Genomic DNA, 17,032 nt, shown 5'->3' with positions numbered 1-17,032 from the left:
ACTATGGGCAAGAAGGGCGGCGGCAATGAGGCCGCACAGGCACGGGCAGACGAACAGCAGCGGCAGGACCGCATTCGTCAGGGTACCGAGCGCGTAAACTCCATTTTTGACGGGCAGTTCAACGACGGCTATTTCGATCAGCGTCGGCAGTCTTACTTGGACTACGCTTCACCACAGCTTGAAGACCAATACGGCAAGGCGCAGAAGGAACTGACTTTTGCCCTTTCTCGTGGCGGTCTGCTGAACAGTTCGGTGCGCGCCGAGAAGGCGGGCGAACTGCAACAGCTCTACGATACCAACAAGCAGAAGCTCGCGGACGACGCGTTGTCGCAGGCCACGCAGGCACGAACGGCCGTTGAAGACGCGCGCGGCAATCTGGTTTCCACGCTGAACGCCACAGGCGACGCAGAAGGGGCCGCCAGCTCGGCCATCACGCGCGCGTCGGCGCTCTCGCAGCCAGCGGCCTACAGCCCGCTTTCACAGCTATTTGCGGAATTCTCCGCCGGTCTCGGGACACAGGCCGCGCTGGAGCGGGCAAATGCGTACGCTGGATCTGGCGCCGGGAGTTCGCAGATTGGGCGGTATTCAACGGGACTATTCGATAACGCCGGGTCGGTGGTAGTCAAGAAGTGATATCGGCGGCTCCGCAGCAGACTAGGCTTTAAGTAGAACTGCACCATCACCTCGACTTCCGGCTGCATTTGTGATTTCGTCACGGACAGTGATCGTGGCAGACGGAGCGCATCGAAGATGAGATTATTCAGGATGACAATTGCGGTGCTGACGTGCTTTGCCGGGTCGGCCGCGGCTAACGAATGTTCGGATGCGGTCGAAGCTTACAACAGCGCAACGTCGGAGATTTCCGGGTATTTGCGCCGTTACGTGGGGTGCATTGAAAATAGCCAAGGTACGGACGATTGCTCATCCGAATTTCGCCGTCTCCGGAACGCACAATCCGATTTCGAAACCGCTGTATCGAACTATCAAATGTATGATTGCCGATGACGTTGGCGGCTTGATGTTTGGAGCGCCTCCGCGGGCCGCCAGCTCGATTCTTCGGGAGGACTCTTATCGAGAAAAAAGTCAACCAAATTTTGGTATCCGGTTTTTGTATTTCCATATATATAACGTACGAAGTGATTTGCGGATAACGGAGGGATTGGTGTGAATGGTCTAGCAAAGCCCGACTACGCCGCCGTCAAGCGGGCGGTTCGTCGTCTCCATGACGAGTTCGATATCACCGCGCCTCCGGTTAACCCCGTCGAGATTGCACGCAACCTCGGCGTAGACGTGATGTTTGCGAAGTTTGGTGGCGACTTCCAAAACATTTCAGGATTCTACGACTGCGAGGACAACGCCATCTATGTCAATCGCGACGAGTTTCCGCTTCGGCAAACGTTCACAGTCGCGCATGAGTTAGGCCACCAGATATTACATTCGGAATGGGCAAAATCAGAAGATTATAAGATGCTCATGCGCGATGGCGACTATTCTGGTAATGAGCCGCATGAGAAAGAAGCAAACGCTTTCGCTGCGCATCTTCTCGTTCCTCGCTTCATGTTGGATCAATACTGGAAAGGCTCGACAGTCGAAAGTCTCTCCAAATTGTTTGCTGTTTCCGTCCCGATGATCAAAAACAGGCTTGCTTACGAGTATGGCGTCTGACCGCAAGGCCGCAAAACAGGCGATTGAAGAAACCAGCAAGGATGACCCCGAGCTCGACGAGGCAATTTCAGGCGGTCACAGCTATCAGCTCAAGCTCACTCAGGAAAACAACCGCCATCGAGAAGCAATGCGGCGCTCAGAAATGGGTGTGTTCGGACGCCTGTTCGGCAGTGACTCTGCAGCCACTACGTCAGTTGCATTTATCGCAATGGTCTCTGGAGTGGCCGGCACCGCCTTCTGCTGGATTATGGCCGGAAATGCCTCAGTCGCGGAGATAACTACCTTTTGGTCGACGCAGGCTGAGCGTGCATTAGCTTTCTCCGGTGGAGCTCTGGCATACCTTTTCGGAAAGGGCGCAAAGTGACGATGAGTGGGTCACGAAAGCTGCGTCTCGGCGTCGTAAGAGCGGCCGGTTTATCCAAAGGTGCCGCCAGGGCAGCGGTGTCGCTATCGTCGAAAGTCAACGGTGCTCTCCCCGCGGACGCAAACACGAAATTCGACTGACGACGATAGGCGGTATATCTGGAACTATCGGTGGCGCGACACTTATTGGCGGAATGGGACTTGCCGCGCTCGGTACCGCTATTCCTCTCGCTGGCTTCGCTGTTGCGGGAGTTTCATGCGCCATCGTTGGAAACAAAATCGGCTCAGAGCTTGACCGGCGCAAAACAACCAAACGTCACGGCGACGAGCACTACTAATCACGCTCGGGCCTTGGGTTTTCACGCTTTTCGCTTGGCACAGCCAACTTACGTACAAAATCTATCAGTTCCGCGAGGCTGTCAGCATCGTGCTCAAGAATATCTTTCATCAATTCGAACGAGTGTTTTCGCTTCTGAAAGGTGAGCTTCGCATTGGAGGCGCCGCTAAACACTTCATCCAATAATTTTGCGGCATCCACCTGCTTCAGCCAAGCCTGGTCGATGATAGATCCCGACCATAACTTCTGCTTGTCGAAGCGAGGATCTGCGGCGAGTTCCGTCATTAATTTCTCAACCACATCCACGGTGACAGCATCGGTTTCGTCCAGCTCAGCATTAATCACCTTTGTAATCGCCGCGGGGGAGAGTAGGTAGCACTCGAAAAGCCGCCGGGGCAGAAACTCAACCTGACCGTTACCTGTTCTACGTAAGTCGTCCATCTGTTGCTCTGTCAGCTCTTCTCGATCAAAAGCAAATGTCGCGTGACTTTCAACCGACAACGCAGCGGCCGAAAGCCGAGAATAGATGTGAAAAACCAGATCGCGCCGAGCTCGCTTCGTAAAATCGCCGGTCGCCACAACGGCAGTAAATTGTGGGGCAGATAGCAAATGGCTGGCTTTACTTTCCTCGCGCGTTTGCTCGAAAAGATAAGCAAAGCATTTTTCTTCCGTAGGCCCCTCCACCCACACAACCCTGTCGGCAGCAAACACGTCGGTCATTGAGACACCGAGCTCATTCGTAACCTCGCGCAACTGATAAATATCTTTCAGGTCGATTTTTATGACAGAAGACTCGAAGCCATCCTTCCTAACTAGATGGACAGTTGAGGGCGAACTAGCCGCTATCACCTCAGGAGAATGGGTGGAAATGATATATTGGTGCTGGGAATAGTGACTTTCCAGGATCCTAACGAGTGCCTTTGCGGCCGCAGGATGCAGGAAGCTGCTAATCTCGTCGATCACAATAATGCTTTTTTCCATAGTCATAGCGACAGTAAGGATAGCCAGAACCTGCGACAGTCCCGTCCCGCTTTCGTTCAAGCTTACACTAAGTTCTCGATGCCGCTGCTCTACAGTAGGCCAGACGAGGATTTCTAGGTTTTGAGTTTGTGATGTGTTGGTGACACTAATGTTTTTCACACTCGGAAATATGTCGCGCATATGTTGCGCGAGCTCGCGGAAAACGTCGCCGCGATCGCCTGCAAGCCGCATTAGGACGGCTGGGAGGTTGCGTGCGTCCGCATTTAGACGTTCGACTTGGGTGATATCGCACACACCGATGTTATAACGCTGTGCGTTGAAGTAAAAAAGCTTGGCGTCCCATACAGCCGTGAGCAACGGAGGAATTGATATTGGAGGGCCGGAAACGTGGTGTCCGCCGGAAATATTCAAATCAAAATCCAGTTTGAATTGCAGGACGGAACCGCCAGTTTTGTAGGGCGCGCCCTTAATGATCTTAAAGCCTCCTCCACCCTCCCGTTCGAGGCCAAGTTCTGTCTCAGGTGCTTTAAAAAATGTGTCCATCTGCCCTTGGGCTAAAGCGCCCGGGACAGTTACATCTCCAATCGGCCAATTTATAACACCGCCACCACGCAATGCTTCAAGCGCCAGTTCATTCGGCACGATCGCAAGTTTGAGATTTTGCCTGGACGGGCGAAGCCTCTCTGCCTGATACAATTCTGCATTGCGGTGCGGATTGTTGAGGAATGAGTGTAAACAGGAGATCAGGGCGGATTTTCCTGAGTTGTTCTGGCCGACAACAAAGTTTAAGCTCGGTCCGAACTTAATAGCGCCACTGTCCTTGAAACTGCCGTAGCTCTCCAGCTGTAGTTCAACAATCCGCATTTTCACCCGCCCGAATTCTCGATCTCAATCTTCCGCGTTTTGTAATATGAAGTTGCGAGCACTGCCTGTAAAAACTTTAACGAGAATAAACTGTGGATAATGCAGCGCCATACCGGACCGCACGACGAAAAGAGGCGCCTATCGCCAGATTGCAAGGTGACGCAAGTATGCTGGTACATTTGCTGGTACCATGAGCGTTCGCCACTTATTTTATATATTAATTTCAATCTCTTAGAAATAGAATGTGGAGCCTCTTCTGGGCACCATTCCATTTTTGATCTTAGCCAGATCAAACACTTAGACGAAAAAACAGCAACATTCAGTCCTCCTGCAAAACGCAGGGGAACATGTTGCGGTTTTTCGTTTTGCTGGCGATCAACCCCGATTTTTCCCATAAAAATGCTGCCCAGGACGAGCGCTAAGCCTTTGTCACTTTGACAAAATGCCAGCCATTCCCGCGCGCGGAATTCCGATATATTCAGACCTGATATTGGGTTGCAGTTCGCTTAAGGCTGGGCGTCTTTGTCGCCACTGTTTTGCGAATGCTGTTCGCAATTCGGCGTACAGGAAAGCACTGTCCTTTCCGTTTGTCGAAAAACGCGAACCGTATTGCCCTCATCGATGGAGACGAGAATGCGCTCATCGACGATTGGATTGCCCTCGGCATCGAGAAGAACAAGATTCGTCGTGCCGAAACTGCGCCCGGTCAGCACAATCGTGGTGGCATCGGCAACCGTCGCATCGGCGACTTTCGAGTTGCCGACAATAACCTTGCTTACGGGGCGGTCGAGGCGAAGGACACGGGCGTGGTTCATCGAAACGCGCAATATGTCTTCCTGAGCAAAAACAGGCTGTACCGAACCCGATAGGATGACGGACAAGCCGACCACGATTTTCGCCAGTTTTCCGGATGACACGCGTTTCGCCCCTGCTCACTACCCGCACTTACTGTGCAGCAGAATGCGTGTTTTTAGTGAATGAAGCGTTAAATGATAGAGGCCCCTAATGTGAACGGTAACCATGCCTGACATGGCAACATTTTCGAGGCTCTCGCTGTCCCGCACCAAAAATGAACATCTATGTCTCACCGGGAGGACACTTTGCCGGAAATAAGAAGCTGACAGTCTCTGGAATATATTTGTTTATCAGCAACTATAAAAATAGAGACAATACTTTTTTGTTTTGTTTACCAAGAGAAACTCATCCTGTCGTTTACTTTGGATTAATCCTCTTCTTTAAGCGCTTGGAAATCGCTCACCTGTAATTTGAACGCAACCGAACAACGGAAAACAGTTGTCGGCGTGCTGAACACAACACAAGAGTTAGGAGAGACCCATGACCAAGATTTTCGCTCGCTTCCTGAAGGATGAGTCCGGCGCCACGGCAATTGAATACGGCCTGATTGCTGCGCTTATTTCGGTCGCTATCGTTGGCGGCGCTACAACCGTTGGCAGCAAAATCGGTACACTGTTCACAAACATTGGCACGAAGATGACGGCAGCTTCCACCGCATCGGGTCAGTGATAACTACAGACCTTTTGGATGGCCGCCCCGAAAACGGGCGGCCATCTTGGTATTTTTTGGCATCCACCCGTATTGGTTGCCATTCATATGTGGAACTGATCCAATGGTCGTAGCAGCAATTTTTCTGACTTTGCCTCTATGTCTCGCTTTTGCTGCGCTGAACGATCTCTTCAGCATGACCATACCCAACAGAATACCGCTTATATTGCTGCTTTCCTTCATTGTGGTTGCGCCCTTTACGGGTATGGAGTGGCAAACCTTCGCAATGAGCATTGCAGCCGCCGCAGCCGTTTTTTTTGCCTGTTTTGCGCTCTTCGCTGCCAATGTCATGGGCGGTGGGGATGCCAAACTTCTCACAGCTGCCGCCCTCTGGTACGGTTTCAATGCCTCCCTAATAGAGTTTCTACTTGCGGTCACCTTCATCGGCGGCGTTTTGACGCTTGGAATCCTGCTTTTGCGATCGCGATCGCAGGAAATCATGGCGGCCGGCATTCCCATTCCGGATTCCCTGCTGGTTGCGAAGAAAATCCCCTATGGCATAGGCATCGCTATTGCCGGGCTTTTGACCTATGGCGAAACACCGCTTGTAAAAGCCGCCATCGCAAGTCTTTCCTGAGAAATCTGCGTTCGCTGCAGGTTAAAGGCCTGTTAACCAGAAATCCAAGCATAATATTAACCATAATTATACCAATGACGGGCCATCCTGACGGGAGAAGAATCTGATTCCCTCAAGGATCGAGCATGAAACCGTCGCGTATCGTCATTCTGTCCGTTGCCCTGGTCGCCGCCGGTCTTGCCGGCATCGTTGCCATGCAGATTTCCGGCGCGAAGCAGGTCATCGAAAAAGCGGAAACGATCATAGAGAAGGAACCGACGGTTAACGTTCTCGTTTCCTCGGTCAACCTACCCGTTGGCAGCCGCCTGAACGATAGTTCGGTACATTGGACGCCCTGGCCCACTGGTAACGTCATCGACAGCTTCATAACGGAAGCGAAAAACCCGAACGCCATAACCGAACTATCCGGCGCTGTCGTGCGGCTGCCTTTGTTTCAGGGCGAGCCGGTACGGCCTGAAAAAGTGGTCGATTCCAGCACCCGCATCATGTCCTCGCTTTTGCCGGCCGGCAAACGCGCCGTCGCCACGGAAATTTCCGTCTCAACAGGTGCTGGCGGTTTCGTGCTGCCGAATGACCGAGTCGATGTCATCATGGTCCGCAAGGGCGATTCAGGTCATTTTTTAACTGAAAATGTTTTGAACAATGTCCGTGTTCTGGCGATCGACCAGCAGATCAAGGAAGGCGAGGACGGCACCTCAGCCGTCGTGGGTGCAACCGCAACGCTCGAACTCACACCCGAACAGGCCAAAATCATCACCGTGGCGCAACAGATGGCGGATCGCCTTACGCTTGCTTTGCGCTCGGTCGCCGATGCGCAGGAAAACGACACGCTTTCAGCAGGTTACCTTCTCAACGGCGGCTCCGGGCAGCCGGAGATTCAGGTGATCAAATCCGGTTCGATCGTCAAAGCCGGACAGGGAGCATCGCAATGACCGGGGGTTCCATGGCAAAGCGCATTAAACAACACCTGCATTCCTCAATGGCGGGCAGCCTTGCATTTTGCCTGGCTTTTTCAGGTATTCCGGGTCAGCACTCACCCGCGTTTTTGCGTATCAGCGAAGCCGAGGCTCAAAGCGCGAGCATCGTGCGGATCACCGAAAGCGGTAGTGGCATTCGCAAGCGCCTGAAGCTCGGTCTCAACAAGGCACTGGTCATCGATCTGCCGGAGGATGCCCATGATATTCTCGTCGCCGATCCGAGCCTTGCCGATGCCGTAACCCGTACGTCCAAGCGCATCTATCTGTTCGGAAAAACGGTGGGCCAGACCAATATCTTCATTTTCGGAGATGGCGGGCGCGAAATCGTCAGTCTTGATCTTGAGGTCGAGCGCGATATCTCCGGGCTTGAGGCCAATATCCGTCGTTTCATTCCCGAATCGGACATCAAGGTAGAGATCGTTTCGGACAACATCGTTCTCACGGGATCAGTGCGCACACCTCAGGATTCGGCACGCGCTGTCCAGCTTGCCGAAGCATTTCTGAAAGGCGGCGAAGCCACCACCCGCAACATATCGCTGACGGGCGGTGACAATGGCGGTGACGCGGCTATATTTGCCGAAAACCGCCAGACATCGCAGATCGTCAATATGCTGACGATTGAGGGCGAAGATCAGGTGACGCTGAAAGTCACCGTTGCTGAAGTCAGCCGGCAGGTGCTGAAACAGCTTGGCTTCAATGGCTCCATCAGCAGCTCGACAAGCAATAACGGTTTCGAATTTTCAAATCCGTCCAATCTCGGAAATGCAATTAGCGGTGCGTCGCGAATAGCCAGTGGCGCAATTGGCTCCGGCTCGCTCAACTTTGCTTCCTATCTCAACGCCATGGAACAGGCGGGTGTCGTGCGCACTCTGGCCGAACCAAGTCTTACCGCCATCTCCGGCGAACAGGCCAAGTTCTACGTGGGGGGCGATTTCCGTCTGCCTGCAGAGCAGGAAGTTACCATCGACAAGGAAACGGGCCAGCCAACCATAACGCGTACCACCAACACGGTCGACTACGGCATCACGTTGAACTTCAGGCCCGTCGTGCTTTCACCGGGACGGATCAGCCTTAAAATCGAGACCAATGTTTCCGAGCCGACATATGAAGGCAACGTTGTAACCGGAAATGCGGGCCGCACCATCCCAGGTTCTACCTACATGTCGATCCGCAAACGCGAGACATCGACAACAGTCGAACTTCCGTCCGGCGGCTCGATTGTGATCGCAGGTCTGGTCCAGGACAATATTCGCCAGGCCATGTCAGGACTTCCCGGCATTTCCAAAGTCCCGATCTTCGGCACGCTTTTCCGCAGCAAGGATTTCATCCGCAACGAAACGGAGCTTGTCATCATAGCAACGCCCTATCTGGTACGTCCTGTTGCGCGCAACCAGATCGCCCGGCCGGATGACAACTTCAACCCGGAAAACGATGCGGCCATGTATTTCATGAACCGTGTCAACAAGGTCTATGGCCGCAAGGACCAGGTTCAGGCGGCTCCCTATCAGGGATCAGTGGGGTTCATCTACAAATGACGACACGCGCACGAAATCCCCTTTTCACAGCAAGCCCGGTCCGGGCAGGAAACGCCATGCAGGAAAACCCTTCCTCCTTTTCCTCAAGCCTGCCGGGCAGACGGGCAGGTCTCGTCGCCATGGTAGCGCTTGCCGCCGGCCTGTTGCAGGGTTGCGCACGCGACCCCATGACGACCAACGCCATTCCTGACGACTACCGCACGCGCCATCCGATCACCCTATCGGAAGCCGAGCATTCGCTGGATATTCCGGTATCAGCAGGCGATAGCCGGCTGACCACGGCAATGGCGGATAATGTCCGTGGTTTCGCCCAGAATTACGCCTCGATGTCGACCGGTATCGTCAATATCCAGATGCCATCGGGATCAGCCAACTCGGCAGCGGCTTCAAAAATGGCGAGACAAATCCGCTCCGCGCTTTCCGGCGCTGGTGTGCCTTCTGGCAAGATCATGGAAACACGTTACGCTGCATCCCCGAATGGCGACGCCGCCCCCATTCGACTGAGTTATGTGGCCGTTACCGCCATGACCGGGCAATGCGGCCAATGGCCCGAAGACCTTTCCGACAATACCTTTGCCAACAAGAACTGGTACAATTTCGGATGTGCCTCCCAGAGCAATCTCGCGGCACAGGTTGCCAACCCCATGGATCTGGTTGGCCCGCGTGGCATGAGTCCGATCGACGCGGAGCGCCGAGCAGTGGTGATTGACGCCTATCGCAGCGGCAAAAACACGGCGACGCCAAATTGACGCGGTTCCAACAATTGTCAGGGCAGGAAAGACGATGAGCGCTGTAGAATACGATATCAAGTCAAGCGGCGACGCGGAAGCAGAACAGCCGGCGCCGCGTGCCTCGGATATGGATCGCCTGCGGCCCCTGCCCCGCATATCCGTCCATGCCTTTTGCGTCAGCGAAAACATGCAGCGCGTGATGGATGCCTTATCCAGTGATAGGCGGATGAGCAAGGTCACCCTGCGGGTAACCAAGGGCGACATCAACGCGGCGGCGACGATGTTTTCCGCCTCACCAACGCCCAACCTCATCGTTCTGGAAACAGCAAGCTCACCGTCTTCTCTGCTGGATGATCTCGCTCCTCTGGCGGAGGTCTGCGACCCCACCACCCGTGTCATCATCGTTGGCCGGCACAACGACATAACGCTTTATCGCGATCTCATCCGCAACGGCATTTCCGAATATCTCGTCGCACCGATCAACATGGCCGATCTATTGGCCTCGATCGCGACGATCTTCGTTGACCCGGAAGCGGAGCCGCTCGGTCGCAACATCGCCTTTATCGGTGCCAAAGGCGGGGTGGGCTCGTCGACGATCGCGCATAATTGCGCCTTCGGCATCTCTACCCTCTTCTCCACCGAAACCATTCTGGCGGATATGGATCTTGCCTATGGCACGGCCAACATCGATTTCGATCAGGATCCCGCTCAGGGCATGGCGGAAGCGGTGTTTTCGCCGGAACGGCTGGACGAGGTGTTCCTCGACCGTCTGCTGACGAAATGTTCCGACCACCTCTCACTTTTGGCCGCACCCTCTCTCCTCGACAGGACCTATGATTTCGATCGTCAGGCGTTTCTGCCGATTCTTGAGGTCCTGCAGCGCAGTGCGCCCGTCGCGGTTCTCGACCTTCCCCATCAATGGTGTGACTGGACGCGAGCGGTGCTTGCGGAAGCCGACGAGGTGGTCATTACGGCGGTTCCGGATCTCGCAAACCTGCGCAATACGAAGAACCTGTTCGACGCGCTGATAAAACTGAGACCCAACGACAAGTTACCGCATCTCGTTCTCAATCAGGTCGGCATGCCGAAACGCCCGGAGATCGCCCCTGCGGATTTTCTCGACCCACTGGAAATCGAGCCGGTTGCCATCATTCCGTTCGACACCCAGCTGTTCGGAAATGCCGCCAACAGCGGTCGCATGATCAGCGAGATGGACGAAAAATCCCAGATCGCGGAAACGTTCTCGCAAATTGCCCATACCATTACAGGCCGTACCATTCTGCGCAAAAACAAGCGCGGCGGTCTGGACAAGCTCAAGAATATTCTCAAGCGCAAATAGGCTCCCTTTCTGGGCCTTTAGACGGAAACGCCGATGTTCGGAAAACGCGGGCCAGAAGGCCCAGCCAGAACCATAAAGCCGGATTTTGTCGCGCCTGCCATACAGCAGGTGAAGGCAACACCTGAGCCGCGATCTCTGGCGATCGACACTTTGGAGCCCGGCCAATCGCCTGCAACGCGGCAGGCACAATCTCCCATGCAATCGCCGCAGAAAAAGCGTGCCCGCACGGAAGATTATTACAATACCAAGGGCCAAGTCTTTTCCGCGCTCATCGATACGATCGACCTTTCGCAGCTCGCCAAGCTCGACGCGGAGAGCGCACGCGAGGAAATCCGTGATATCGTCAACGATATCATAACGATCAAGAATTTCGCCATGTCCATCGCCGAGCAGGAAGAGCTGCTCGAAGACATTTGCAACGACGTTCTTGGTTATGGGCCGCTGGAGCCGCTTCTCGCACGCGATGATATTGCCGATATCATGGTCAACGGTTCCGGCCAGACCTTCATCGAAGTCGGCGGCAAGACCATCGAATCCGACATACGGTTCCGTGACAATGGTCAATTACTTTCCATCTGCCAGCGCATCGTCAGCCAGGTCGGCCGACGCGTGGACGAATCGAGCCCGATATGCGACGCCCGCTTACCCGATGGATCGCGTGTCAACGTCATCGCACCACCGCTCGCCATCGATGGTCCGGCGCTTACGATCCGAAAATTCAAGAAGGACAAGCTCACGCTAGACCAGCTGGTGCGTTTCGGCGCGATCACGCCTGAAGGCGCGACCCTGCTCAAGATCATCGGCCGCGTCCGCTGCAATGTCGTCATCTCTGGTGGTACCGGCTCGGGCAAGACCACGCTTCTCAATTGCCTGACGAGCTTCATCGACAAGGATGAACGCGTCATTACCTGTGAGGACACCGCCGAACTGCAACTGCAGCAACCGCATGTGGTGAGGCTGGAAACGCGCCCGCCGAATATCGAAGGTGAAGGCGAGATCACCATGCGTGATCTGATCAAGAACTGCCTTCGTATGCGGCCTGAACGTATCATCGTCGGCGAAGTGCGTGGACCGGAGGTTTTCGACCTTCTTCAGGCGATGAACACCGGCCATGACGGATCGATGGGAACGCTCCACGCCAATACGCCGCGGGAATGCCTCAGCCGTATCGAATCGATGATCGCCATGGGCGGGTTTACCCTGCCGGCAAAGACGGTACGCGAAATCATCTCGGGCTCTATCGATATCGTCATTCAGGCCCAGCGCCTTCGCGACGGCTCGCGCCGGATAACGCAGATCACCGAAGTGATCGGCATGGAAGGCGACGTCATCGTGACCCAGGATCTGATGCGATACGAAATTGACGGCGAAGACGCGCATGGCAAGCTGATCGGCAAGCACGTCTCCACGGGCATCAGCAAACCCCATTTCTGGGATCGCGCGCGCTATTATGGCGAGGAAAAACGCCTGGCCACCGCGCTCGACGAGATGGAAAAGACATCCTAGAGCAAGTCTTGTTTAAACGGAATCGTCTAACGTGCTCTAACTCTTTGTTTCTACGCATTTTCCGGACGGAAAACCACGACGCAATTTTACTGGAAATGCTCTAAGGAAGGCGACTGCCATGGACCCCACAATCCTGTTACTGGCCGCACTTGTCGCTATTTCGGCAGGGGCGCTTGCTTATGCCTTCCTCTTCCAGCAGATCGAGGTCGAGAAAAAGACCACTAGTCGCGTCAAGCGGGTCAAGGCCGCCGAAACGGATCACGCAAACATCAAGGCCGCGCGGGACCGGGTCCAGGAACTTGGCAAACGCCGCAAGTCCATGCAGGACAGCCTGCGGGAAATGGAAAAGAAACAAAGCGAAAAGGCGAAGAAAGCAAAGAATGTCGGTTTGCGCGAAAAGCTGGTTCAGGCGGGACTGCAACTTTCTGTCCGGCAGTTCCACCTTCTGAGCGCAGGCGCGGCTGCATTCTCCGTCGTCATTGCGCTTCTTTATGGCCTGTCGATGCTTATCGCTCTGCTCATAGGAGCCGTCGTGGCCTTGGGACTGCCGCGATGGGTATTGGGATTTATACTCAAGCGCCGGCAGAAAAAATTCCTCGAGGAATTCCCAAATGCGCTGGATGTCATGTGCCGGTCGATCAAATCCGGATTGCCGCTCAACGACGCCGTGCGACTGATCGCGTCGGACGGACAGGAACCGGTGAAGACGGAGTTCCAGCGCGTCGTCGATGCGCAGCAGGTCGGCATCGGCATTCCGCAGGGGATCGAGCGCATGATGCTGACCGTGCCGCTTTTCGAAGTGAGCTTCTTCAGCACCGTCATCAACATTCAGGCGCAGGCGGGCGGCAATCTTTCGGAGGCTCTTTCCAATCTTTCGAAAGTTCTGCGTGAACGCAGGAAAATGCGTGCCAAAGTCAACGCGTTATCGATGGAAGCGAAGGCCTCGGCAGTTATTATTGGCGCGCTGCCTTTCATCGTCATGCTGCTGGTGCATTTCACCTCGCCCGACTATCTGTCGGTGCTCTTCACCGACATGCGTGGGCACATCATTCTGGGGGTGTCGGGATTATGGATGCTGATCGGGATTTTCATTATGCGCCAAATGATCAATTTCGACATATGAGGGCACGACCATGACAGGAAGCCTCTTTTCCAGCCTGACGGACCCGCAAACGATCATTGCCATTCTCGTCACCCTCGCGGTTTTCGCAACCCTCTATACGCTCATCATGCCGCTCTTCGAGCGAAAAGACTTCGCCAAGCGCATGAAAGCCGTGTCATCGGAGCGCGATCTCATTCGCAGCCGCGAGCGTGAGCGCCTGGCCGCCGCCACCAGGGACGGGAAGGCCTCCCTGCGTGGCAATAATAATAAATCGGCGCGCCGCATCGTCGAAAAATTCAACCTTCAGGAAGCGCTTGCCGACAAGAACACGATGAACAAGCTGCGCGCTGCGGGTTTTCGTTCACAGAATGCGCTCAACACATTTCTTGCCGCCCGGTTCGTGCTGCCATTCGTTTTTCTGGCCCTGGCCTTTACCTGGGTTTTCGTTCTCGGAAACCTCGCCGATAAGGCTTTCGTCGTCCGGCTGATGGCAGTGCTCATTTTCGGTTATCTGGGTTTTTACGCACCCAATATCTATGTTTCCAACGCCATGAACAAGCGGCAGGCCTCGATCAGGCGCGCTTGGCCGGATGCGCTGGATCTGATGCTGATCTGCATCGAATCCGGTGTGTCCATGGAGGCCGCCATGCGTCGTGTTGCGGAAGAAATGGGTGAGCAGTCGCCCGAACTGGCGGAGGAAATGATGCTGACGACAGCGGAGCTTTCCTTCCTTCAGGACCGGCGCATCGCACTTGAGAATTTTGGCATGCGCACGCAGCTGGACGGCGTCAAAAGCGTGGTGCAAGCGCTTATCCAGGCGGAACGATACGGCACGCCATTGGCTCAGGCGTTGCGCGTTCTGGCCCAGGAAGGCCGCGACGAGCGGATGAACGAAGCCGAAAAGAAGGCCGCCGCCCTGCCGCCAAAGCTGACCGTGCCGATGATCATATTTTTCCTGCCGGTGCTCATCGCAGTCATTCTCGGACCAGCCGGCATTCGCGTCGCCGATACGTTCTGACACGCTAAACGCGACCGCACTGTAGGCGGTAGCGAGTGATGAGACGGAGCTGTGAATATTATCTGCGATCTGGTATTGATGGACGTGCCTGAACCCGCATCAGCCTGCTGGCTTGTTGTCCTTCTTCGCCAGTTGCTGCCAGGAATTCTGCTGCGACAGCATTGCACGCAGATAACCGAGATTTGCCTGTGCCTGCTGTGGCGAAAGTTCCTGAACCGCGATGCGCTCAGCCTCGGCAAACCGTCCCTGAAGACCCACCACGAGCGCGAGGTTCTGGCGAACGCGGCTGTCGGCGCCCGGCTGGGCGATGGCCGATTGCAGATACGTCTCGGCGGTACGGGGATCGCTCGACAGGACATAGGACATGCCAAGGTTCGAGAGCACACTTGGATCGTTCGGTTTGAGATCGAGTGCCTGTCGGTATTTTGTGCGGGCCTCGTTCGACCTGCCAAGCTGGTCGAGCACGGCACCTTCGGCAGAATACAGCCGCCAGTCTGGACGATCAGGCGTCTGTGCTCTCTGGATGGTTGAAAGGGCCTGTTCGAGCTGGCCTGATGCTGCCTGCGCCTTGCCATAGGCGGCAAGCACCTCGCGGTCGGCCGGATTGGCGATGGCGATCTGCTGCATGACCGCGAGCGCCTGCGTGTTCTTGCCGGTCATCATCAGCACGTTGGCATAATTCATGCCGACGGACCTGTCCTTGGGGCTGCGTTCATAGGCCTTGCCGGCCGTCTCTTCCGCCTGCCGGAGCTGGTCCATGTTCATGTGGTCATAGGAGCGTGTTGCCGCAGGAATGGAGCCGGTGGACATGCGATCCGGCTTGTTGGTGCTCGCACATCCGGAAACGGCGAAAACCAGCGCTGCGAGACATGCTCCCCGCAGTAAGCCTGTCCGACCTGTCTCGCTCAAAGAAAAAGCAGTCATGGCAGTGCTCCCGCCCAAGAATTATCGATCTTGCGCCCGACATACGACAGACTCACATGACGCAACTTTCGCTTAAGCAATAATCTGTTAACCCTAACAGAGCGTTAATCGCACCGATTCTCGACAGTTACGAAAGCAGACCATGGCGCCCTATCAGTTCATCGAACGCCCGACACCTTTCAGCTCCAAGGCTGGCAGCACCCTGCCGGTTTTCGCCGTGACGCCAGCCCATATCGAACAGGGTGCCATAGATCCTGTTGCTCTGGACTGGGCGAAAAAAGCGGGTTTCAAGGCCGAAGCAGGCGCCGTATTGCTTGTTCCCTCTTCCGATGGTTCGCTGGGTGGCGTTCTTCTCGGCCTTGGAGGCAATCCCTCAGAAATCCCGTTCATAACCGGAAAACTGGCCCGCGAGCTGCCCGAAGGCGAGTGGCATATTGAAACCGCGCCATTGACGGCCAATCGGCTGGCTCTCGGTTTCGGCCTCGGCAGCTACCGCTTCGACAAATACAAGACAACCAAAACCAGCGGGGCCAAGCTTCTCATTCCGCAGGATGCCGAAGATGGCGAGATCAAGCGCGTTCTGGCCGGCGTCTTCCTCGCCCGCGATCTCATCAATGTTCCGGCCAACGATATGGGACCGGACGAGCTTGAGATCGCCTTCCGCAGCCTTGCCGCACACTACAAGGCAAAGGTGGGCGTCATAACCGGCGACGATCTGCTGAAGGAAAACTTCCCGCTCATCCATGCCGTCGGCCGCGCCAGCGAAAGCGCACCGCGCCTTCTGGAAATGAACTGGGGCAAGAAGGGAAATCCCCGCCTGACCCTCGTTGGCAAGGGTGTCTGCTTCGATACTGGTGGTCTCGATATCAAGCCAGCCGCCTCCATGGCGCTGATGAAGAAGGACATGGGTGGTGCGGCCAATGTTCTCGGTCTCGCGCTGATGATCATGGACGCGAAACTGCCGGTCAATCTTCGCGTCCTCGTGCCCGCCGTCGAAAACTCCATTTCCGCCAACGCCTTCCGTCCCGGTGACATCTACAGGAGCCGCAAGGGCCTGACGGTACAGATCGACAATACGGATGCAGAAGGCCGTCTCGTTCTGGCCGATGCGCTGGCCTATGCAGACGAGGATGCGCCGGACCTGATGATTGACATGGCAACGCTCACGGGTGCCGCCCGCGTTGCTCTCGGCCCGGATCTGCCGCCCTTCTATACCGATGACGACGATCTGGCCCACGATATCGCGGAAGCCAGCATCGATACCGACGATCCCCTGTGGCGCATGCCGCTCTACATGGGGTACGACAAGGATATCCGCTCACGCGCGGCCGATATCACCAACGCGCCATCAGGCGGCATGGCAGGATCGATCACCGCCGCTTTGTTCCTGAAGCGTTTCGTCACCAATACGAAAAAATGGGCACATTTCGATATTTACGGCTGGTCCTTGAGCGAAAGGCACCATTCATCGATCGGTGGCGAGGCTCAAGGTATCAGAGCACTCTTCCATTACATCACACACCAGTTTGCGAAGTAAGTCGGTACCACGG

The 17,032-nt window shown here is 55.4% G+C and carries 16 protein-coding genes; 13 read left to right on the top strand and 3 right to left on the bottom strand.

All coding sequences use genetic code 11. The annotated features are described in order from the left end of the window. Positions 1 to 3 precede the first annotated feature (3 nt). The 3 genes from AB4Z23_RS00830 (at position 4) to AB4Z23_RS00820 (ending at position 2,029) form a co-directional block, all read left to right on the top strand. Entirely contained in the window at positions 4 to 633 is a 630-nt protein-coding gene (locus AB4Z23_RS00830; protein ID WP_441359956.1) for a hypothetical protein, read from the top strand. 531 nt (positions 634 to 1,164) lie between these two features. Beyond that, positions 1,165 to 1,665 (top strand): ImmA/IrrE family metallo-endopeptidase, encoded by a 501-nt coding sequence (locus AB4Z23_RS00825; RefSeq protein ID WP_421445275.1) that lies wholly within the window; start codon positions 1,165 to 1,167, stop codon positions 1,663 to 1,665. After that, positions 1,655 to 2,029: a hypothetical protein gene (locus tag AB4Z23_RS00820; protein ID WP_441359955.1), complete on the top strand. Its 375-nt coding sequence runs from the start codon at positions 1,655 to 1,657 to the stop codon at positions 2,027 to 2,029. Before AB4Z23_RS00825 ends, AB4Z23_RS00820 begins: the two co-directional genes overlap by 11 nt. Positions 2,030 to 2,362: 333 nt before the next feature. On the opposite strand, the gene AB4Z23_RS00815 is transcribed toward AB4Z23_RS00820, so the two are convergent. Continuing rightward, a complete protein-coding gene (locus AB4Z23_RS00815; protein ID WP_441359954.1) occupies positions 2,363 to 4,210 on the bottom strand; it encodes an AAA family ATPase in 1,848 nt (615 codons plus the stop codon). A gap of 506 nt (positions 4,211 to 4,716) precedes the next feature. After that, positions 4,717 to 5,100: a pilus assembly protein N-terminal domain-containing protein gene (locus AB4Z23_RS00810; protein ID WP_421476047.1), complete on the bottom strand. Its 384-nt coding sequence runs from the start codon at positions 5,098 to 5,100 to the stop codon at positions 4,717 to 4,719. Positions 5,101 to 5,545: 445 nt separating this feature from the next. On the opposite strand from AB4Z23_RS00810, the gene AB4Z23_RS00805 reads away from it, so the two are divergent. The 9 genes from AB4Z23_RS00805 (at position 5,546) to AB4Z23_RS00765 (ending at position 14,558) form a co-directional block, all read left to right on the top strand. Further along, positions 5,546 to 5,734, top strand: coding sequence for a Flp family type IVb pilin (locus AB4Z23_RS00805; protein ID WP_111790096.1), 189 nt, complete (start codon positions 5,546 to 5,548; stop codon positions 5,732 to 5,734). 103 nt (positions 5,735 to 5,837) lie between these two features. Continuing rightward, complete coding sequence (locus tag AB4Z23_RS00800; protein ID WP_421476000.1) at positions 5,838 to 6,350, top strand: A24 family peptidase; 513 nt, start codon at positions 5,838 to 5,840, stop codon at positions 6,348 to 6,350. Between the two features lie 125 nt (positions 6,351 to 6,475). After that, entirely contained in the window at positions 6,476 to 7,282 is an 807-nt protein-coding gene (cpaB, locus tag AB4Z23_RS00795) for a Flp pilus assembly protein CpaB (RefSeq protein WP_003514566.1), read from the top strand. Next, a complete protein-coding gene (locus AB4Z23_RS00790; RefSeq protein ID WP_038489489.1) occupies positions 7,279 to 8,862 on the top strand; it encodes a type II and III secretion system protein family protein in 1,584 nt (527 codons plus the stop codon). The genes cpaB and AB4Z23_RS00790 overlap by 4 nt, the downstream gene beginning before the upstream one ends. Positions 8,863 to 8,918: 56 nt before the next feature. After that, on the top strand, positions 8,919 to 9,611 hold the full coding sequence (locus AB4Z23_RS00785; protein ID WP_003514564.1) for a CpaD family pilus assembly protein: 693 nt from the start codon (positions 8,919 to 8,921) through the stop codon (positions 9,609 to 9,611). A gap of 34 nt (positions 9,612 to 9,645) precedes the next feature. Then, complete coding sequence (locus AB4Z23_RS00780) at positions 9,646 to 10,932, top strand: AAA family ATPase (RefSeq protein WP_003514563.1); 1,287 nt, start codon at positions 9,646 to 9,648, stop codon at positions 10,930 to 10,932. Positions 10,933 to 10,965: 33 nt separating this feature from the next. Continuing rightward, positions 10,966 to 12,438, top strand: coding sequence for a CpaF family protein (locus tag AB4Z23_RS00775; RefSeq protein ID WP_003514561.1), 1,473 nt, complete (start codon positions 10,966 to 10,968; stop codon positions 12,436 to 12,438). 118 nt (positions 12,439 to 12,556) lie between these two features. After that, positions 12,557 to 13,561: a type II secretion system F family protein gene (locus AB4Z23_RS00770; RefSeq protein WP_019564500.1), complete on the top strand. Its 1,005-nt coding sequence runs from the start codon at positions 12,557 to 12,559 to the stop codon at positions 13,559 to 13,561. Between the two features lie 10 nt (positions 13,562 to 13,571). Beyond that, positions 13,572 to 14,558 carry a type II secretion system F family protein gene (locus AB4Z23_RS00765; protein WP_013635294.1) on the top strand — a complete coding sequence of 329 codons (987 nt, stop codon included), beginning with the start codon at positions 13,572 to 13,574 and terminating at the stop codon, positions 14,556 to 14,558. Between the two features lie 99 nt (positions 14,559 to 14,657). On the opposite strand, the gene AB4Z23_RS00760 is transcribed toward AB4Z23_RS00765, so the two are convergent. Next, on the bottom strand, positions 14,658 to 15,482 hold the full coding sequence (locus tag AB4Z23_RS00760) for a tetratricopeptide repeat protein (protein WP_065659772.1): 825 nt from the start codon (positions 15,480 to 15,482) through the stop codon (positions 14,658 to 14,660). Positions 15,483 to 15,624: 142 nt separating this feature from the next. Here AB4Z23_RS00760 and AB4Z23_RS00755 point away from each other — a divergent pair, with 142 nt between their 5' ends. Further along, positions 15,625 to 17,019: a leucyl aminopeptidase gene (locus tag AB4Z23_RS00755; RefSeq protein ID WP_013635292.1), complete on the top strand. Its 1,395-nt coding sequence runs from the start codon at positions 15,625 to 15,627 to the stop codon at positions 17,017 to 17,019. The last annotated feature ends 13 nt before the right edge of the window (positions 17,020 to 17,032 follow it).

This window comes from Agrobacterium sp. MCAB5, assembly GCF_052114365.1.
GTDB lineage: Bacteria > Pseudomonadota > Alphaproteobacteria > Rhizobiales > Rhizobiaceae > Agrobacterium > Agrobacterium tumefaciens.
Note: the sequence above shows the minus strand (reverse complement) of the source record. Positions and strands in the feature narration are given on the sequence as shown.